This window comes from Georgenia muralis, assembly GCF_003814705.1.
In the GTDB taxonomy this organism is placed as follows: Bacteria; Actinomycetota; Actinomycetes; order Actinomycetales; family Actinomycetaceae; genus Georgenia; species Georgenia muralis.
Genome location: NZ_RKRA01000001.1, coordinates 3,938,499 through 3,959,536 on the forward strand (window position 1 = coordinate 3,938,499; position 21,038 = coordinate 3,959,536).

A 21,038-nucleotide genomic window follows, 5' to 3' on the forward strand; every position below is an offset into this window, starting at 1 on the left:
CGGGACATGCTTCGAGGCCTTGGCATGCGGCCGGACGAGACCGACGCCCCGATGCCGGGCTTCGACGTGACCTTCGACGACGATGGCGCCAACTTCGTCACCACCGCGTCCGACCTCGAACTTCTCCGCCGTGGTCAGGGACAGCGCACCGCCCAGGAGCAGCACCTCGTGCTCGAGATGCTCGCCGAGCAGGGCGCGGCGCGACCCCTGCCCAACGGCTTCGAGATGGACGCCGAGGACGTGGCGCGGCTGAGCGACGAGGAAGCCGAGATCGTCGGCCTCCCACCGAGGTTCCCCGGGACCTTCGTCGCCGAGGTCCGGTCCAACACCACGTCCCAGCGCTTCGCGGTCACCATCCTCGCCCACAGTGGTGCAAGTCCGCAGCCGTCGAACCGGCTGGGCCCCACGCTTCGCCTTGGATCGGCGACGTCCTACCGGCTCTCGCTGCCCGCTCTCCGCGCGCTGCGCGCGGTCGAGGAGCACAGCCGGCTCGACCTCGACGAGCGCACGGAGTCCCGAAACGTCCGCCTCGTCGCCGAGCTCCAGGGCGCGAACAGGCTGGCGGCGGAAGGTCCCGAGGAATCTCGCGACCCGAGCTTCCGCTTGAGCCTGGGCCACCTGGACTCGTGGAGCACCACCGTCCCCGAGTCGGTCGGCCTCGTCGTCGAGCCCGGCACCGACGGTTCGCTCAAGGTCACCCCGGACCTCGGTACCGACGTCGACACGGCCACGCTGGACCGTCGGTGGCGCCAGCTCGACGAGGAGTCGGACACGGGGGTGCTGCGGGTCGACGACGAGCTCATCCTGCTCGAGGAGAAGCAGCTCGCCGGTGTCCGCAATGTTCTGTCGAACCGAACGATCCCGAAGCACCAGGTCCCGACCTTCCTCAAGGCCCCGGGCTCCTTCTTCGACACCGCTCTCGTCGATGTCGAGCTCCACTTCGGGGTCCGCGTCGCGGGCGTCGGAGTTGTCACCCAGTCGTTCGTCGAGGCGTCGGAGTCCGGGATCAGCTGGTTCGATGACGGCGCGACCGTCAAGCCGGCACGCGTGCTCCCCGACCTCATTCAGGACCTCGCTAGCCTGACCGCCGTCGAACGCGACGTCGACGAGGCGTGGACGGCGGGCCGGACGGTCGTGCCCGTCGCCGAGGAGCTGGTCGACGTCTCGGACCACGACGCGGTCCAGGAGGCGCTCGTCCTCACACGCGCTCGGCTTCGGCGCCAGCATGAGAGCCGGCCGCCCGCCGGCGCAAGGGAGCGCACTGTCGCCGTCGGCGTGGTGATCGGCGACGCCCTCCCGTTGACCGATCTGCTCCGGGCCAGGGTCGCGGACGTGTCACCCCCTCGGGCGGTGCCGTACGCCGACCTGCTGCGCGCGCCGTACCCCCACCAGCGCGAGGGCATCGAGTTGCTCTCAGCGCTGATGGCCGCATCACTCGACGGCGACGCCGACGCCCCGGACCGTGTCCAGGGCGCGTTGCTCGCGGATGACATGGGCTTGGGCAAGACCTACATGACGCTCGTCGCGCTGCGGGAGCTCATGGCCGCCCAGGACGCGCGCGACGAACGCCGTCCCACGCTCGCGGTGCTCCCGGTCTCCCTCATCGAGAACTGGGAGGGCGAGCTGCGGGAGACGTTCGCCGGGCCGGTCTTCGACGACGTCGTCGTGCTGCAGAGTGGCCGGGACCTCGGCCGGTTCCGCATCGGGGGCGCGGGCCGCGAGACGTCGGCCATAGCGAGCAACGTCGGCAATGACGGCATGCTCCGTGAGGACGCCATCCGCCTGTCGTTGCGGGTAGGCGACGCTCACGGCCCCGCCCGGCTCGACGTGCCGGGGCGACTCGTGCTCGCCACCTACGAGACGCTCGCCTCGTACCAGCTGTCCCTCGCCCAGGTCGACTGGGGTGCAGTCGTCTTCGACGAGGCCCAGAACATCAAGAACCCAGACGCGTTGCGGACCCGAGCCGCGAAGGGCCTCAAAGCCCGGTTCAAGCTGCTCGCGACCGGAACGCCCATCGAGAACAGCCTCCTCGACTTCTGGTGCCTGATGGACACGGCACAGCCAGGCCTCCTCGGTTCGTGGCCCACCTTCCAGGAGGCGTGGGTCACGCCGATGGACGGGGCGGACGGTGAACGCAAGGCCGAGCTGGGCCGTGGCCTCCGGGAGGAGGTGGGGCCGTTCATGCTTCGGCGGGTCAAGGAGGACCACCTGCCGGACCTGCCGACGAAGACGGTGCACAGCGGCGTCCCTGCACCCGGCACCGACATCGCTCACGACCCCCGACTCGCCCTCACCATGCCCCCGCCTCAGCAGGCGGCGTACGACGCCCACGTGCAGGCGTTCCAGGCACGAGCGCAACGCAGCCAGGGTGCCGCGCTCAAGGCCATCCAGGCGCTGCGGGCCGTCAGTCTGCACCCCGACGCCCAGGGTGACTCGGCACTGGCGAAGGACCCGTCCGGTCTCGAGCTCTCCGCGCGCATGCGGGCGATGCTGCCGGTGCTCGACGACATCCGGTCCCGGGGCGAGAAGGTGATCATCTTCGTCGTCAACAAGAAGGTGCAGCAGCACCTCGCTCTCTGGCTGCACCAGCGCTACGGACTCCCGGTTCGGGTGGTCAATGGGGACACCGCCGCCGTGTCCAAGGGTGGCGGGGAGACCCGGCGTCGGATCATCCAGGACTTCGAGGCCGAGCCCGGGTTCAACCTCATCATCATGTCGCCACTCGCGGTCGGGGTGGGCCTGACGATCGTGGGCGCGAACCATGCCATCCACCTCGAACGCCACTGGAACCCCGCGAAAGAGGCCCAGGCGACGGACCGCATCTATCGCATCGGCCAGACGCGCCCTGTGCACGTCTACCTTCCCATCGCGCTCCACCCGCACCACGACTCCTTCGACCTCAACCTGGACCGCCTGCTCCGGCAGAAGACCACGCTCAAGGACGCTGTCGTCGTGCCGGAAACCGTGGACGAGGCGGAGCTGGCAACCACGATGGGCCTGCTTGACTGATCAGGCGACACGGGTCTTGGACATCTCCTGACGCAGCAACGCGAATTGCTGCCGACCGGACCCACCGCAGCAACAGGCGACGCGTCGAGGGCCCTTCGACCGACGAAGGCCCCAAGCACTAGATAGTGATCACTAAACACGAGACAGCGCACACTATCGGATGCTATGGTCGTTGGTGCGAGCAGAGAACTCAAGGAAGAGGTCACCATGTCCAAGATCGACGCCCAGCACCTCGCTGCGATGGCCAGCCAGAACATCCGCACGGCAGACGCAGTTCGCCGGGACCCTGCAGTTGTGAAGGCTGCCAGGCAATTTGCTGAGGACGGCGCCCAGACAATTCGCTCCGGTACCGAGCTGGCACTCGAGGTTCGGTCGTCCTGGCGGCGGCACAGCGACTGAACGAGGCTTTGAGATGGACAGTTTCAGCGCGGAGGCTATGGGCCTCACCATCCGCGAGCGGCGTCAGGCGCAGTCGCCACCGATGACTCAGCAGGAGCTCGCCAGCCTTGCCGAGTACGGAAAGGGTGGGGCCGTCTCGATCTCCAGGGTCGAACGGGGCCTCGTGACCCCCGGCGAGCGCAGACTCGCGGCCATCGCTCTCGCACTCCAGCTCACTCCCGAGAAGCTCAAGCAGGAGGCGACGGACCGGACCAGGTCACTGGCCGATCAGGAGAAGCCGAGACCCGCGAGGCTTCGCGAGCAAGTCGCCGAGACGAAGCTTCGCCACGACAAGGTCAATGAGACGGTGGCAGCTCGCTCCAGGACGACCCAGGACCTGGCGGAGTCTTTCAACACCTATCACGATGAGGCGCGAGACCACTTCTTCCTCAAGTTTGTCCAACTAGCGGAGACCATCACCGGTGCCCCTGAACCGAAGATGCCGAGCGAGGCGGAACTGGAGGGCGAGGGTGAAGCACCGACGGCGATACGAATTCAGGCTATGTCGGTCGGCATCGCAAATGCGGTCCGGGGCGCTGCAACCGGTGTCGCGGCGGGTGCAGCCGCAGGCGGGGCCGCCGCGTACGGCGCCTTCACCGCTGCCGCACTCCTTGGAACCGCCTCCACCGGCACCGCCATTTCCGCCCTGTCCGGTGTCGCCGCTACCAACGCCACGCTCGCCCTTCTCGGGGGTGGCACGCTAGCGGCCGGGGGGGCTGGCATGGCTGGGGGCGCCCTTCTACTCACCGGCATGGTTGCCGCACCCGCCGCAGCACTTGCGGCCGCGGGCTTCTACGTCGTCAGGCAGCGGCGGAGCCGAATGGAGGAGGAACGTCTACGGCGCGAGGTCGAAGCCGCGGAAGCAGCTCTACGGCAGTCCCAGAAGGGCTTCGACGTGATGACCGACGTGCTCGAACGTGCCAGGGAGATCATGGAGTACGTCAGCGTTCATGGCACCCACGCCCTCGACAAGTGGCGAACCAGTCTGCCTGCCGAGCCCCGACGATGGGATTCGCTTGGGAGCGAGGGGCAGCGCCGGTACGGAGAGTTTCTCGAGGTCGCAGGTTGCCTGCTAGCCGTCAGCAGCATCAACGTGAGCGCGCTCCTCACAGCGAAACGGGACGCCGTCGAGGACATGGCGAAGGCCATCGACGAGACGCTGCTCTACGCGGACAGGACCATCAGGTCGTTTGTGTGATCCTGGGTCGCCGCCTCGCACCCACAGCTGCCCGCTCCAGACTCGCCGTCAAGGCTGCCCATCATGAAGCTCATGGCGTCAGGTCCAGCTGCATCCACGACAGGTCCTGACCCTCGCCCGCAAGCGTCACGAGGTCCTCCTGGCGTGCCTGCCCGATGGCCACTCGGTACAGCCCCACTGACTTCTGCAGCTGCCGGTACCGCGAAGACTCGGTGCTCAGCGGCGCCAGTGCGATGTGCCGCTCGATCTTTGCCGTGCCCTCCGTGAAGATCCAATACGGGTACACCTCACTCTCCCCCGCCGGCCGCCGCTCGGCCGCCGCAAGGAACATCGCGAACCAGGGGTCATCCACTATGGCGTGGAACGCTGCGCCGTGGTGGCGCTCAGCGACGTTCCGGCGCACTGCGTGTCCCTTGTAGCGATGCACGCGCCCTTCCCGCTGCTCGAGATCCACCGGGTTGCCGGGAAGGTTCCAGTGCATGACGGCATGGCAGTAGGTGTGGAAGTCCAGCCCTTCCTGGCCCACGCTCGTGGAGGCGAGCACAAAGGGCCAGAACGGCGAGTTGAACGCCACCCTGACCTTCCCCTCACGCTGCGTAGCATCGTCCTCGGTGGCCGCCCGCCCGAACCTCATCGCGAAGTGGGCACGGAGGTGCCGCTGCTCGAGACGGATCCCGGCCTCGTCGATCACGACGTCGTCCATCGCGTTGCGTACGGTCCGGATGCTCGCCGCGTCCGCCATGACAGCGCTGATCTCGGCTGCCCTCTCCGCACCGGCAGTGTCCTGGAGGCCCTCCGACTCGGTGAGGACGTGCGCGTACTCGTCCAGCACCGACTGGAGGTTTCCCTCCACGCAGTGGCGCAGCACCCGCCGCCAGTACGGCAGCCTGCCGTCCGTCTCGGAGCGGAGGATTGAGATGATTTCCGGCCGGTTGAACAGCGACCGCAGTCCCCACGAGACGATCGAGGCGCTCTCGCGCACGTGCACGTCCGCCAGCACATCGCCTCCACCGGAGACCCGCGACAGGGCGCGGAGGGCGGCCACGCCCGGGCCTGCCAGCGCGAGATCCGTGAGGACGTCGGCCAGGTCGTCCGGACGTGCGCCGAGATCGGCGACGTCGAATGATGCAGCCTCCGCAACGTGCTCGACCAGACGTGTGGTGGCGTCCTCAACATCCTCGTCGCCCCATCGGCGCATCATCCGCTGGAACTCCAGCTGCTCGTCACCGTCGTGAAGACGGTCGAGCGCAAAGGGAGCAGCCCAGTACCACCGCTCGTCCCTCGTGCCTTCCGGATCGGGTAGCGCACTGAGCGCCGCACGAACCCGGCGATCAACCTCCGCGCGCACCCGAGAAACGTCAGCGGGCAGCGTGCTCGCCGTCGACCGGGCCACCTCGAGGGGATCCCCCAGGCGGGCCAGCGTGACCGAGGGGTAAAGAAGTCCGAGCACCGGCATCCCGCTCCGCCGGCCGCCTTCGACCTGGAACCGCAGCGGCGGGGTGATGGTGTGCATGTAGCTGGGCCTCCCCTCTCCCCCACTGGCGGCACTCGCGCGACGTTCGACCTCGTAGCTGAGCAGGACCGAAACCGCCTTGGGGACGACGTTCCACGCCGAGAACACAAGGCGCTCACACCTCTGGCACCAGAGGCCGTTGCTGTTACGTCCGTACGGAAAGCAGGTGAGTCGAGCCGGGGTTGTGTCCGCGGTGTGGTGCGCCGGTGCCGATGCGAGAGAGGGGGCGGCCTGCGACGTGGTGCTAGCAGGTGTGCCGGCGGGCGGCGTATGAGGAGCGGCGTGCGGCCGCGGGCGGCGTATGAGGAGCGGCGTGCGGCCGCGCGCGGCGCGATCGCGGTGCGTGTCGTCGACCGGGTGACGACACGGCGGGTCGAGCATGGGGTCGAGGACTGCGTCGGCCGGGTGCTGGCCTCGCCGGTGGCGTGCACGGTGCTGCTCGAGGAGCTCCTCGCGCACCTCATGGACGAGCGGGGGCTGTGGGACCCGAAGTGGGCGCGGACCGTTGGCGTCGCGATGCGCCTTGGGATCGCGCGGGGTCCGTGCGGACGCGCCGGACCTGACCTGGTCAACCCCGCACATCTGGGCCAAGCCGCCGAACAGATCTTGGGATCACTAGAACGACTTCTTCGACGGACTACCGGCGCAGGAGACCAGTTTGTGCTCGACCCAGGCCGGTCGCCCAGGAGCTCATCGCTCCTCCGGCTTCGCCCAGCCAAGGAGGCGACGAGTCGAGTTGATGAGAGCCTTGCCCGTCAAGTCGCGCTCGACGTCAGGCTCGCGGAGGGCTTGCCAACCAGCATCGAACCCAAACTTGGTCGCTTCGGCCACCGGATTCTGAATCCGGTGGACTACTGCGGCATCGCCGTCCTCTGCGTGTTCCACCACGTACAGCCAGAAGTCGTCTGGATGGGCCCTGTTCTCCTCGAGCTGGGTGGCGGACATCCACACGCCGAAGCCCGTCCAGGCTCCGCCGATCGATTTGACCTCGATGCGTCTGAGGACGACACCGTTCGCGTCCCTGGAGAGGACGTCGTAGCCGGGGTTGTTATGCGCTTGCTCCTCCGGGTTCCGACCGCAAGACCGCTCGTACTCGAGCACACGGCGGACGCCCGCGACATCAACTGGTGACTCTTCAGCTGCCCCGTCACCGCTGTCGTCGTGGCCTCGGTCCTCGTTGTCGTACGAGACGAAGGAAGCCATGTGAGTCCGCCGTTGCCCGCCGCCTGGGTGACGCCGGGTCCGCTTCCGACCCGGAACGGTCGACGACGGTGCATCACCGCCGTCCGCGTTGCCGCCAGACTCGGACTCCCCGCCAAGTGCCGGGTCTTCCGCTACATCCCCGTCGGAGGAAGCGGGCGGGTCCTGGGAGCGACTTGAGTCGAGGTCGTCGTCCAATGGCGCAGGGGTGACGGGGTCGAGGTCGAGGTCTTGGACCTCGACGGAGGTCTGGCTGCCCACCCGTTCCCACTCGGTGTAATCCAGATCTCGCACCCCGTACTCGTCGAGGACGGTCATGGCATCAGCGAGATCGGTGGCCGTCAGGATCTCCAGGATGGATGGCGCCAGCGAGCTCACGTCGATGTCGGGAGCGATGCAAAGCGCGAGCTCTCGAGCAATGTGACGGTTGGGGGTCTCCGTTCGAACGATCAGGCGCAGCTCGTCGGGTAGGTAGATCGCTTCCGTTGGTCGGGGCGGATCGACCTGATGCTGGTGCGCGAATCGGGTGACGTATTCGACTGTGAGGTCGGGCATCACCTCGATGCCGGTCTCGGCCAGTCGCATGAGGTCGTATTGGGCCCCGTCCGCTACGCGCTGCGCCTCGGCAAGACGCTCGAGCGCCGGCATGCGGTCGTCCACGAGCGCGGCGAGTGACGACGCCTCGTTCGAAGGCGCCTCTTCATTGATGTGCGGGGTGATCACTTCCTCGGCAGGCCGGACCCCGGCTGCGGCCAACGCACGATGAGTGGACCGATCACGTCTGATCAGGTTGTCCCTGATCAGCAGAATCGTCTCGGCAAGCCGACGGCCGTCTGCGAACAGGAGTAGTTCGGGCTTCTCGAGCAGGTCACGCGGGCCGACGGCGGACTTGATCGCGCCCAGTGTCGCCAGCGTCTCTGCTGACTCCGGGAGATGCTGGTCGAGTAGTTCCCAGCAGCGATGGACAACCCGCTTGGCATCCTCATCGAGCCGTGTGTTGCCAGCAGCTCGGCTGACCCGGCGCAGTGTTTCCTCGACGTGAGCCGGTTCCGCTGACTCGCTGACCCCGACGCGATCGAAGAAGGCTTGGTAGTCCCGATTGCCCGGCGCTAGAACGTGCGCCCATTCGCCGAGTCCGGGATCTGACCAGAAGACGGTACTCGGCTCAACGAACGCGCCATCACCAATTTGGATGCACGGTTCGCGGCTTAGCGCCTTGACGGCGTGCTCTTCCTTCGCTTGTCCAAGAGTGCGGTACACCTCGGGGTGCAGCCTGCTCTTCCCAGCGACGCAGTGGCGCAAGTGGGCGATGACCATGGCTGTTCCCGGCGTCCTCTGGACGCCTAGCCACTCCAGGACCGGGGCGAGTCGACCTTGGTCGGTCACATGGAGCGCCAGCTTCTTGCCCTGCGACTCAAATAGATACCGCTGAAACGTTGCGAAGATCTCGTTTGGCTTCCCGCGGCCGCCTCCCTCGCACGGAAGCCATGCTGCCGTCTGTAGCGATCGCAACGAACCGGGGACGGTTTCCGACTCGGGCGGGTTGGGCAGAGCCTCAAGGATCGCCAGTACGACGCCTGCGTCCGGCGCGGCATCTTGCTGTCCGAGTCTGAGAGCGGCTTCGTTCAAAACCTCATCGCTCGGATGTGTCGACACCCCAAGCCACACGAGCGTCTCGACGAGGTGAGACGCCATGCCGCGGGTGTCAGCGATGGGCGCTTCAGGTGCGATGAGTGTGAGCGCCGGGTTGGGCAGGTGGACGTTGTTGGCCGGATGTAGTCCGTCGGCGCAGGGGACGATCGGCGTTTGGCGGAGGATCGCCCGGGCGCCGGGGGCCTGGTCCAACTCGACACGGTGGCGCTGAATGATCTCGAGCACTTGTCGAGCTTGGTCGGCGCTGAGGCCTTTGACCGCAGCCGGCGCAACATGGCGCAGTAGGTACTCCACGGCGTCGAGCTCCCGGGCTCCGAGTAGGCGCAATAGGTCGGTATGGCCGGCGGTCTTGTCACGGTCCACAACGTCGGCGACGCCGAGGAGGTCGTCGAAGTCGGACGATAGCGACAGTTCCGTGAGCGGCCGAAGTTCGCCACCGGCGCTCGGGAAGAGGGGAAGAGCACTGACGCGGGCTCCAAGTTCTCGAGCCAGGGCCGCCCGGTGGTTGTCCAGCCAGTCCAGAACCAGGTCGGGCGCCACTTCGAGAGCCGCTGGATCGGCTTCGAAGATCTCGACCGCTCGCTCAGGGCTGATGTCGTCGCAGAGGTCGATCAGGTTGGGACAGAGCGCAGCCAATCTCGCTGCGTCCACGATCTTCAGGTCGGGGTCGAGAAGTTCGAAGAGGGCGCGGTCGTCCTCCTCGAGCCTCGATACCTGACACGCAGCCGCATACGTTCCGCCCACGCATGGGACGATCGCCACTTCGGCAATATTGGAGTTGGCCAGCAGCGACTTGCCGCGGTCCTGAAGGTGGTCGACAAGGCGCAAGAGCGCCTCGACGTCTGCAGCGGTTAGCAGCGCGTCGTCGCGCTCCGGCTCCCACGCCTCAGTTATCTCGGATTCTTCCAGCGCCGAAACAACATCGGAGATCCTGAGGACGCTCATGCCGTACTGCGTGAGCGTCGTCTGCCTCGCCAGTGGCCGAATGGAAGGCGCCAGGACTGGCATGCCCAGCCGGAGCATGACCCCCACGGCGTCGTACTCGTCCTCATCTCGGGGCACAACCGTCCCGGCCGGCAAGACGGACGTGTCGTCGGCGAGCAGGGCGATGCGAGACCCGGAGGCGAACTCCTTCGCGCGTTCGAAGAACCTGTTGAACACCGCCGGGTATTCGTCCTTGGCGATCTCGCGATTGACCTTCTCAACATCGACCAGATAGGTCCACACCACTCGGTGACCGAGCTCTTGCGCGATCGTTTCCAGGTTGTCAGCGATGAGGGTGGCTGCGGCATCGAGCAGGAGGTCGTTCCACTTGCCGCGAAATCCTCGACTGTCGAACTCCACGCCCTTTCGGTCCTGTCGGGGGAAGAAGGTCGCGTTGATGTGGCCGCTCCAACCGGTTCGAGTGTCGGTCGGGAGATCCGCGAAAATCCTGCCCACAACACTCTCCTCAACAGGCACGGCAACCTGGACGACCGAGGATCTCTTCGAGTCGGGCTCGTACTCCTGCTTTAACCGAGACGCACCCTCCGCCTCGCCTTCGAGGAGCAGCCAACCGGAGGTCGCGCCGTTGACCGTGACGGTGATCCGGTTCTCTTGCCGCTTCCGGACCACGTTGGTCGCCCGTGCGGGCGACTCGACGCTGAGTAGTTGGGTTCGGTCGAGGAACATCAGCGCGGTTCCGGCTGCTTCGTGCAGTTCCTCTTCGAGCCGGGCAACGTCGGAATCGGTCATCGGAGGGGAGCTCAAGTCTCGGCGCAACGGAGTCTGTTGCCGGGCCCAAGGCAGGAAGAAGGTTGTTCCGGCCCGGGCGTGATCCCTTGAGCATCCTCCGGGACACAGGACGATCCGTTCATTTTCATCGCGGGACTCGTCGAGGATCAGGTGTCGCCTTGCCGTGAGGACTTCGGGATGATCGGTGACCTGATAGACGGCCGTGAAGCCCACGCCGAATGCTCCGGTCGTCCGGGCGTCGTCGGCCTTGTGTCGGCCCGCGACCTGGCGGAATGAGTGCAGGTCGCAACTACGCCGTCCCTCGTCAACTTTCCACGGGCACCGCTTCAAGTCCTGGCGCTCACAGTCGGTGAACACGGCGGAGTTCCAGACGGTCAGCTCCTCGCGCGACGCGGTGAAGGTAATGCGAGCCGCCTCCGCGTCGTTCGCGTTCTGCGTCAACTCGTGCAGGAGCGTGCCGCCACCCCCGAGGTCCTTGAGGATGTTCGCAAGGTTCCCAAGGTGATCCGACGCTCTCGAAAGCGTCGTCTGCTCGCTGGCGGTGCCCGTCATTCCCGATCCTCCAAGTCTCCGGATCACCGTACCGAGGACGGCCGACAGAGTCGGTTGAATCCGTCCGTGGGCGTAGGCGGGGCTCCAACTCGGGGCGAACCTGCTCATTTCCGTCGGAGGACCTCACTAGGGTGGTCTCCGTGGGAGTGGAGAAGGTGCGCGCATGACGGGGACGATCGACAACCCCATCCTCAACTCGCCCTACGAGCAGCCGGACCGGCACTACGTGATCGGTCCGCAGGGGCCGACGGGTGAGATCAAGGACGGCCGGCGGCCGAGCGAGTCCTTCATCCCGATCGCTGTCAGCAAGAAGAGCAAGAAGGGCGGCGACGGGTCCGAGCAGGAGGGGTTCGACTTCGACGTGACCCATGAGCGTCGCGAGAAGAACAGCCTGATCAACGACATCCGTCGCGATGTCGACAAGTGGCGCCGGGACGGGCAGTACGCCGGGGTCACTCCCATCTCGCGGAAACTCCTTCAGCATTGGGCTGACCCAACCCGCGAGAACCGCGTCATCTTCGCTCAGCGCGAGGCTGCGGAGACGGCCATTTTTCTGACCGAGGTCGCGGGACGGCAGGCGTCCTACGCTGACTGGCGCAAGCGGCTGGAGCCCGAGAACGAGGCACACAACAGCGGCCTTCCGCGTGCTGCACTCAAGATGGCGACTGGCTCTGGCAAGACCATAGTCATGGCGATGCTTATTGCCTGGCAAACGCTGAACAAGCAGTACGCGCCGCGCGACGCGCGGTTCACCAACCGGTTCCTCATCGTCGCGCCGGGCATCACCATCCGCGACCGCCTTCGGGTCCTGTTGCCCGAGGACTCGGAGAACTACTACGACCTGCGGGACCTCGTGCCGGCCGATCTCAAGGGCGGCCTCGACAGCGCGCGCATCGTCATCACGAACTACCACTCCTTCCTCCTCAAGGACGCCAAGGAATTAAAGGGCATCGCCAAGAACACGCGCCTGCTGCTCAAAGGTGACCGCGCTGAGGACCCGTTCAAAGAGACGCCGAAAGCCATGGTGAGCCGGGTCCTCCGGGACCTGGGTGCGGACAAGCAGCAGATCATGGTGCTCAACGACGAGGCGCATCACTGCTACCTCGCTCGCCCGATTCAGACTGGCGAGAAGGTAGCGAAGGAGCAGGCGGAGGAGAACGAGAAGGCAGGCGTCTGGTTCTCCGGCCTGCAGGCCATCGCCAAGCACGTCGGGATCAAACAGGTCTGGGACCTTTCCGCGACCCCGTTCTACCTTTCCGGCAGCGGTTACAACGAGGGCTACATCTTCCCCTGGACCGTCAGCGACTTCTCCCTGATGGACGCGATCGAGGCTGGCATCGTCAAGGTTCCGAGGACCCCAGTCGACGACGACGCCGACGAAGACCTCGTCACCTATCTGCGGCTGTGGGACTACGTGGGACAGCTCTTGCCCAAGCGTGCAGCCAAGGACACAGTCAAGGACTGGCTGCCGCCCAAAGAACTCGAAGGCGCGCTGCGCAGCCTTTACCGCAGTTACGAAAAGGCGTACGAGCATTGGGAGAGGGTCCTCAAGCCGTTCGGCGAGACACCCCCAGTCTTCATCGTCGTCTGCCCCAACACGGTCGTCAGCAAGTTGGTCTACGACTGGATCGCCGGCGAGGCGATCGTCGAGGAGGGCGAAGTCATCGCCCACAAGCCAGGGAACCTTGCGCTGTTCAGCAACATCGTCGATGGTCAGCCTGTCGTTCGGCCGTTCAGCATCCTGGTCGACTCAGCACAGCTCGAGTCAGGCGAGACGCTCAAGGACGACTTCAAGAAGGCGGCCGGCCTCGAGATCGCCAAGTTCAAGGCCGAGTACCGCCAGCGCAACCCAGGAGCTGACACCGACAAGCTGACGGACCAGGACCTGCTGCGCGAGGTTATGAACACCGTTGGCAAGAAGGGCAAGCTCGGTGCCGACGTCCGCTGTGTCGTCAGCGTTTCGATGCTCACCGAGGGCTGGGATGCCAACACGGTCAGCCACATCCTCGGTGTTCGAGCATTCGGCAGCCAACTGCTGTGCGAGCAGGTAGTTGGCCGCGGACTGCGACGGCGAAACTACGCAACCAATGAGGACGGCTACTTCGAGCCGGAGTATGCGAACGTGTACGGCATCCCGTTTCAGTTCATCTCCAGCGACAAGCCAATCGTTGACCCTGCGCCGCCCAAGCCCTCGATCGAGGTGCGAGCACTCGAAGAACGCGATGACCTGCGCATTACCTTTCCGAAGCTCGACGGCTATCGCGTGGAACTTCCCGACGAGGACATCTGGCTCGATCTGGACAACGCGCCCGTCTTCGAGATCGGTCCGAACACCGTTCCGACCTGGGTCGAAATGGGAGGAGTCGTCGGCAGGCGCGAGCTCGAGGAAGGGGACCCCGCTGCTTACCGCCCGCAGCAGGTCGCTTTCGCCCTGGCCAAGCGGATTCTCGATGAGCAGTTCACGACTGCTGGCGACCAGCGTCCATGGCTCTTCCCGAAGCTTGTGAAGCTCTGCCAAGACTGGATCGAGCAGAAGGTCGTGCTCAAGGGTGACTACAACCTGGGCTACCTCATGACCATTACCGAGGCGCGAGTCCTCGCGGCCGAGCAGGTCTGGAATGCCATCACCAGGCACGTGGGCAACCGGCGAGAGCGGCTACGCCCGATGATCAATCGCTTCGACCCCGAGGGTTCGACCGGCGACGTCGACTTCGTCACTCGCAAGCGAGTCGTCACTGCCGAGAAGTCTGAGGTCTCGCACGTCACGCTGGACGGCAAGGACGGCAACACCTGGGAGCAGCTCCTCGCCAGCGAGCTCGAGCTCAACAAGAACGTGTATTCCTACGTCAAGAACGACCACCTCGGCTTCACCATCCCGTACGTGCACACGGGGCGGAGTCACTCATACGTCCCGGACTTCCTCGTCCGTTTGGTCAAGCACGACGAATCCGATATCGAGCGGATGTTGATTATCGAGGTCTCCGGAAGTCAGAAGAGCCCTGGACCAACCCAGCAGAAGGCCATCACGGCTCGCGACTCGTGGTGCGTCGCGGTCAACAATCACGGTGGCTTTGGGCGCTGGGGCTACATCGAGATGACCGACCCGAACAGCTTCAAGGTCCGCATCGCGGAGGCGATCCAGGCCGTGTACGACGACGCGCCGATCATCGGCGACCCCGACCTTCTGGACTTCAGCGAGACTGGCAGCGATAGGAGCGCTCGTGGCGCGTAACAGCTCGAAGGACCCGACCCCCGTCAACTCGATCACTCACGACGAGAAGCGGACCAACATCCCAACGGCAGACAGCGTGGAGTTCCATGACAGCGCTGTCCTGGAGGAGGTCCGTCAGGTCCGGTACGCCCGAGACGAGTCCCTCGACCCGCAGTTGGTTTGGCGCGGAAAGTACCCGCCGTCCAATGAGGTAGGCGTGTACGACAATGACCTGGTCACGGACGCGCCGCCAATCTACATCCAAGAGAAGATCGACTCGAGGGTGTTGATCGAGAACCTGCGCCGTACGGGCGAACGTCCGGAGGAGGAGCCGGAGCTCACGCTCTTTGACTCGTTCGACGGCCTCGACGACCTCCAACAGATCGAGTTCTACGAGCACGACGCAAACTGGTCGAACCGCATGATTCTCGGTGACAGCCTCCAGGTCATGGCTTCCCTTGCTGAGCGCGAGAAGCTGCGTGGCAAGGTCCAGATGGTCTATATCGACCCGCCGTACGGCATCAAGTTCGGGTCGAACTGGCAAGTGTCGACGCGTAATCGATCTGTTCGCGACGGCAAGTTGGAAGACGCTGTCCGGGAGGCCGAGCAGATCAGGGCGTTTCGAGACACCTGGGAGCTCGGGATTCATTCGTACCTTGGCTACCTGCGGGACCGCCTCCTGGTCGCGAGAGAAATGTTGACAGACTCTGGCTCCTGCTTCGTTCAAATTGGCGACGAGAACGTGCACCTGGTCCGGAGCCTCATGGATGAGGTCTTCGGCAGTGAGAACTTCGTCAGCCAGGTCAGCTATAAGACAACAAGCGGCGCCGGCTCGCCTAGTGGAGGCACGGACACCCTCGCTGGGGTGATCGACCACGTCGTGTGGTTCGCCCGCGACCGATCGAACGTCAAGTATCGGCAGCTCTACTTCGCTAAGACGGTGGACGGTGCGGGCGGCGGCCAATACCGGTACGTCGAGCGGGAGGACGGAACCCGTGAGCCTCATCGGGGAGCCGCAGTCTCGGCTGGTGATCGGATCTTTCGGTACGACCAACTCACGTCCCAGAGCGGCGTAGACAAGACGAGGTATCCGGTAAAGATTGGGGACCGGATCTTCACGCCCGGCAAGGGAGTGTGGAAGACAAGCGAAGCAGGGATGAAGCGGCTCGTTGCCGCCAATCGTGTCGCTCCAGTGGGAAACACGCTGACCTACGTCAGGTATCTGGACGACTTCGCTGCGTTCCCGATCAACAACCTGTGGGATGACACGGTGACATCGGGCTTTGCTGATCCAAAGGTCTACGTTGTTCAGACGAACACCAGGGTTATCGAGCGATGCATGCTCATGTGTACCGACCCTGGGGATCTCGTGATTGACCCGACTTGCGGTAGCGGAACGACGGCGTACGTTGCGGAGCAATGGGGCCGGCGCTGGATCACGATGGATACGTCCCGTGTCTCACTTGCCCTGGCGCGACAACGGGTGATGGCAGCGCGCTATCCGTGGTACCTGCTAGCGGATTCGGTCGACGGCTACAAGAAGGAGCAGTCGCTTACAGCCGCCGTTCTTCCGCGGCAGACCCCGACGGGCGACATCCGCCACGGATTCGTCTACGCACGCATCCCGCACATCATGCTCAAGTCGATTGCCAACAACCCCGATATCCAGGAGGGCATGACGCGGGCCGCGATCGACGCCGCGATCACCCGACACTCGGACTTTGAGCTGATGTATGACAGACCGTTCGAGGATTCAAGGAAGGTTCGAGTCGCTGGTCCGTTCACGGTCGAGTCGCTCAGCCCACACCGTGCGCTTTCGTTTAGGGACTGGGACGAGCCGGTCTCCGAGACCGAGGCAGCGAAGGACGCCGACGCGCCGACCTTCGAGCAGTCGATCCTTGACAACCTCGCGAAGGCCGGGATCCAGAACGGCACCAAGGCGGAACGCATCAGGTTCGCGGCGTTCGAGACCTACGCCGGCTCGTACATCCAGGCAATCGGAGAGCAGATCCCGGCCGGCGACCACGCGAAGCCCTCACGGATCGGCATCGCGGTCGGCCCGCAGTACGGCACGGTGAGTGCGTCGTACGTAAAGAGCGCAGCCAAAGAGGCGATCCAGGCCGACAACGTCGACCTGCTCTGCCTTCTTGGCTTCGCCTTCGATCCGAACGTCACCAACGTCACTGAGACCGACGGCGTGACGGTTGAGGCCACCGACGAGGGCTTCGCCCAGGTCGAAGGCGCACGTCTGCTCGGCAAGCTCCCCGTTCTGATGGTGCGGATGAATGCCGACCTGTTGATGGGGGAGGAGCTAAAGAAGACGGGGAGAGGGAACCTCTTCACCGTTTTCGGCGAGCCAGACATCGACATCTCGAAGAGCGCCGGAGGCTACGTGGTGGATCTCAAGGGCGTCGACATCTACGACCCAACGACAGGTGAGGTGCGAAGCAACGACACTAGCCAGATCGCGCTGTGGATGATCGACACCGACTATAACGGCGAGTCGTTCTTCGTCCGGCACTGCTACTTCACTGGCGGCAACGACCCGTACAAGCGTCTGAAGACCGCGCTTAAGGCGGACGTCGACGAGGACGCCTGGGCGTCGCTGTACAAGACCGTCTCCCGACCTTTCGCGAAGCCCGAGAGCGGCAAAGTCGCAGTGAAGGTCATCAACGACTACGGCGATGAGGTCATGAAGGTTTTCGAGGTCAACTGATGTCTGAGGACCCTTGTGGACAGGAGTCCTTGGAGAAGATCCGCAATCTTCGAGACGACCTGCTACCCCGCGTCGCGGAGCGTATCGAGCTCTTCGAACCAGACGCGGTGTTGGATATCGAGTCCCGACGGGGCGATTCAGTCCGGATCTACAAGCACATCTTGCAGACGGCGACCATCCACCGCGAACATCTGGTGCATTCGAACCGCATTAGATTCATGTATCTCGTGGACGGCTTCCTTCGGTCAGTCGACGACGAGAATCCGATGACGCTGTACTCGATCGCGCGGAGCATGTTCGAGCTAAATGCCTACTTGCACGAGGTCAATCACCGTTTGGTCGAGACAGTGGCCGCGGTCTCCGATAGGTCGTGGCGGCCGCTCGGAGAAAAGTTCTTTGGACTACTTGTACGTGCCCGATACGCGACCACAAACCCGGAGTTCCGTTCGCTGCTGCTCGAGGCTGGCGTCCCGAGCAAACGCTTGGAACCCTTCAACATCACGAACTGTGTTAGAGGGCTTGCGTCTGAGCCCGAGCACACCGACGCCGAAACGAGATACTCACTCCTCTGCGATTTTGTCCATCACAATTTGAGCAGTGCAACGACAGCGAACTCGGGAATTAGATTGGGCGATACTGCCTACGCTGGGTCCGGTCGGATGATGGCGGACCGCGAGGGCACGATCACCCGTTACGAATATCCAGTCGTCGGCAAGTTCACAGTTCAGATCGATCGAGTCGCCCCAGGATTTCTTCGCGATGCGCTGGCATGCGTCGACTGGCTCAACACAATGCCGCAGAGCCCATTCCCGGTTGAGATGATCGAGCACATGACTGGCTCACCGGATGCGATTCCGACGGGGCCGAAGGAGCCGAGCCCTCGATGACGGCCTACACCGAAGCGCAGGCGGCAGCCATCGCCTGTCTCGACGAGCCGCTGCAGATCATCGCGTGTGCGGGGTCGGGGAAGACGCAGGTCATTTCCCAACGTGTGGCCGAGATCTTAAAGCAGCCGGGCATCGAGCCGCGCAACGTCATCGCGTTCACGTTCACGGAGAAGGCAGCAGCGGAACTGAAAGAGCGCATCCACACGGTGCTCGAGGCTGAGGGCGTGAGCACCCAGGGCATCGCCGAGATGTACGTAGGCACCATGCACGGATACGCCCTCGACTTGGTGCAGCGCCTCGTGCCGGAGACCTTCAAGTTCTCCGTGCTCACCGACATCACAACGCGGTTGTTCATCGATCGCAACAGCCGGAAGTCAGGGCTCACCGAGTGCCCCACGCTGTCGCCCGGGACACCTCGCCTCCGGCGCTTTGTCCACTCGAAGCTCTACATGCAGGCAACAAGCGTGCTCCGGGAAGACACCATCGACGAGGAGCAGGTTCCAGCCGGTGTGCTGAGGTCCCACTGGGACTACATGAAGTTGCTGTACGACAACGCGTACTTCGACTTCACGGAGATGATCAATCTCGCGGTGCAACTTCTTGAGGGCGATCCGGACGAGGATGCGGAGGCCGGCCTGGTCCAGCGCAACATCCGTGACGAGATCCGCTACGTGGTCGTCGACGAGTACCAGGACGTCAACCCGCTCCAGGAACGACTGATCCGGGGCCTCGTGCAGTTCGGCGCGAACCTCTGCGTCGTCGGAGACGACGATCAGACGATCTACCAGTGGCGCGGTAGTGAGGTCAGCAACATCTTGACCTTTAAGGATCGCTACGCCGGCGTTCGACAGGTCACACTTGACGACAACTTTCGCTCGAGCGGGGGCGTCGTGGAGGTCGGTAGGTCGGTCGCTGAGCTCATTCCCTTCGGGGCGAGGCTCTCGAAGGCGATGGTTGCTTCGGGACATCAGAAGTTCGCTCGTGGTGACCTCCTGGCTCTCGAGTTCGCTGAACCGGATGCGGAGGCATCGTGGATCTGCAACCGGATCCAGGCCATGCGGGGAGTTGCCTTCGCCGACGGGCCGAGTGCGGATCCGCGCGGCCTCTCGTGGTCGGACTGCGCGGTGCTGTTCCGATCGGTGGCCCGTGACGCCGGACCTCTCGTGGACGAGATGCGCCGCCGGGGCATTCCGTTTGTGATCAAGGGACTCAACCGGTTGTTCGATAGCCCCGAGATCCAGGCGATTGTCGGAATCTTCCGCTACATCGTGAGCGAGATTGACGGAGCGGCGCTACGGACTCTGTTCGACGACGCGTCGCTACTCACGGCCGGCGGAGATTGGGCGGCTGCGATGCGGGTGTTGGACGAGGGGCGCGACTTCGACCGTGGCGAAAGGTGGGGCGTCTACAACATCCAGCGCCTGTACCTGGAATTCCTCGAAACGCTCATGCTCCGCGAGGACACCGTTCCCGGCGATCCCGCACGTGCGGAACTGGTCTTCTACCAACTCGGCAAGTTCAGCCAAGCGATCTCGGACTTCGAAGCGATCTACTTCAACACCGACCCAGCCCAGAAGTACAGGTCGTTCGCCGACTGGCTGGAGCACCAAGCACCCGATTACTACGCCGACGCTGATGCAGACGTCGGGTACGCCGCACCCGATGCCGTCGTCATCTCGACGGTCCACCAAGCCAAGGGCATGCAGTGGCCGGTGGTCTTCGTGCCGTGTCTCCGCAGCAACCGCTTTCCCGCGAAGCGGCAAGGCGGGCTCGGACTCTTCCACGTCATTCCGGACACCGCGGTCGCGAGCCCCGATCGCTACCGCGGAACCGTCGAGGACGAGACTCGCCTGTTCTACGTCGCAGTGACCCGGGCCCAGAAGTTCCTATTCGTCTCCTACTCTCCGGTGCCCGGCAATCGGCTGTATGGCAGACGTTCGCAGTTCTTCGACCATTGCTCTCGGCAGCCCTGGTTCCTGACCCGCGAGCCAGCAGCTCCCGCGCCCACGCTCGAGCCGCATGCCAAGCAGGAGCTGCCGAACGTCACCCTCTCGTTCTCAGAACTCAAGTACCTCTTCGAGTGCCCGTACCAGTTCAAGCTGCGCTTTCTCTACGGCTTCAATCCGCCGCTGCACGAGGCGCTCGGCTACGGGAAGGGTCTCCATGACGCGCTAGCCGAAGCGCACAAGCGCGCGCTCAATGGGGACATACTCGGTGCGGGCGCCGCCGAGGACCTCGTCGACCGACACCTGCACGCTCCGTACGCCTATCCGGCGCTGAAGGCAACGCTGCGTGCCGCCGCCATTAAGTCTGTCGAGCGTTACCTGACGGATCACGCTGCGGACTTGGAGCGAACGGTCCACAGCGAGAAGCAGATCCAGGTGCACGTGGCTCCTGGGATCACGGTTGACGGCCGCATCGACCTTGTCCGTCGCCTCGACAGTGACGAGGTCGCGATTGTCGACTTCAAGTCGACGGCTCGGGCCCAGGACGAGGACGTTACGCGCGACCAGCTTCATGTCTACGCAGTTGGTTATCAGGAGCTGACCGGCGAACGGGCAGATCTCATTGAGGTCCTCAACCTCGACGAACAGGGCAAGACCATCCGCGAGCTCGTTGAGGACCCGTTGCTCACCGCCGTCCGGGGTCGGATCAAGGCGGCGGGCGACGCACTGCGTGACAACGATCTTCCACGCCTCCCAGTCTGGGAGGACAAGTGCTCGAAGTGCGACCTGGCGGAACTTTGCCGGGACGTGCCGGCGGATCAGCGGCGGGCGCGGAGAGCCTCCTCTGGCCGATAACGGCTGATTCTGTCGGAGCCTTGTGGAAGTCTCAGCCAGGACCGCTGGGGATTGACCTTGAAGACGGTAGACGACCTAGACATCGCCCACCGCCACCCAGAGGTCTTCGCTTCGTCAACAACCGGC

9 protein-coding genes are annotated in these 21,038 nt (G+C 64.6%); 7 read left to right on the forward strand and 2 right to left on the reverse strand.

Annotated elements, in window-relative coordinates:
* Positions 1–24: 24 nt before the first annotated feature.
* From EDD32_RS17780 to EDD32_RS17790, 3 genes are all read left to right on the forward strand, one after another.
* On the forward strand, positions 25–3,009 hold the full coding sequence (locus EDD32_RS17780; protein WP_170175346.1) for a DEAD/DEAH box helicase: 2,985 nt from the start codon (positions 25–27) through the stop codon (positions 3,007–3,009).
* A 207-nt stretch (positions 3,010–3,216) separates the two neighbouring features.
* A complete protein-coding gene (locus EDD32_RS17785; protein WP_123919673.1) occupies positions 3,217–3,408 on the forward strand; it encodes a hypothetical protein in 192 nt (63 codons plus the stop codon).
* 13 nt (positions 3,409–3,421) lie between these two features.
* Positions 3,422–4,645, forward strand: coding sequence for a hypothetical protein (locus EDD32_RS17790; RefSeq protein ID WP_211338883.1), 1,224 nt, complete (start codon positions 3,422–3,424; stop codon positions 4,643–4,645).
* A gap of 70 nt (positions 4,646–4,715) precedes the next feature.
* On the opposite strand, the gene EDD32_RS17795 is transcribed toward EDD32_RS17790, so the two are convergent.
* Together EDD32_RS17795 and EDD32_RS17800 are read right to left on the reverse strand one after the other, a co-directional pair.
* Positions 4,716–6,158, reverse strand: a complete 1,443-nt coding sequence (locus EDD32_RS17795) for a C-terminal helicase domain-containing protein (RefSeq protein WP_123919675.1) — start codon at positions 6,156–6,158, stop codon at positions 4,716–4,718.
* A gap of 690 nt (positions 6,159–6,848) precedes the next feature.
* A complete protein-coding gene (locus EDD32_RS17800) occupies positions 6,849–11,297 on the reverse strand; it encodes a protein NO VEIN domain-containing protein (protein WP_170175347.1) in 4,449 nt (1,482 codons plus the stop codon).
* A gap of 163 nt (positions 11,298–11,460) precedes the next feature.
* On the opposite strand from EDD32_RS17800, the gene EDD32_RS17805 reads away from it, so the two are divergent.
* The 4 genes from EDD32_RS17805 to EDD32_RS17820 are packed head-to-tail and all read left to right on the forward strand — an operon-like array spanning position 11,461 to position 20,912.
* Entirely contained in the window at positions 11,461–14,529 is a 3,069-nt protein-coding gene (locus EDD32_RS17805) for a BPTD_3080 family restriction endonuclease (protein ID WP_123919679.1), read from the forward strand.
* Entirely contained in the window at positions 14,519–17,224 is a 2,706-nt protein-coding gene (locus EDD32_RS17810) for a site-specific DNA-methyltransferase (RefSeq protein ID WP_123919681.1), read from the forward strand. Before EDD32_RS17805 ends, EDD32_RS17810 begins: the two co-directional genes overlap by 11 nt.
* Entirely contained in the window at positions 17,224–18,111 is an 888-nt protein-coding gene (locus EDD32_RS17815; RefSeq protein ID WP_123919683.1) for a hypothetical protein, read from the forward strand. The genes EDD32_RS17810 and EDD32_RS17815 overlap by 1 nt, the downstream gene beginning before the upstream one ends.
* Complete coding sequence (locus EDD32_RS17820; protein ID WP_123919685.1) at positions 18,108–20,912, forward strand: ATP-dependent helicase; 2,805 nt, start codon at positions 18,108–18,110, stop codon at positions 20,910–20,912. Before EDD32_RS17815 ends, EDD32_RS17820 begins: the two co-directional genes overlap by 4 nt.
* Positions 20,913–21,038: the final 126 nt, after the last annotated feature.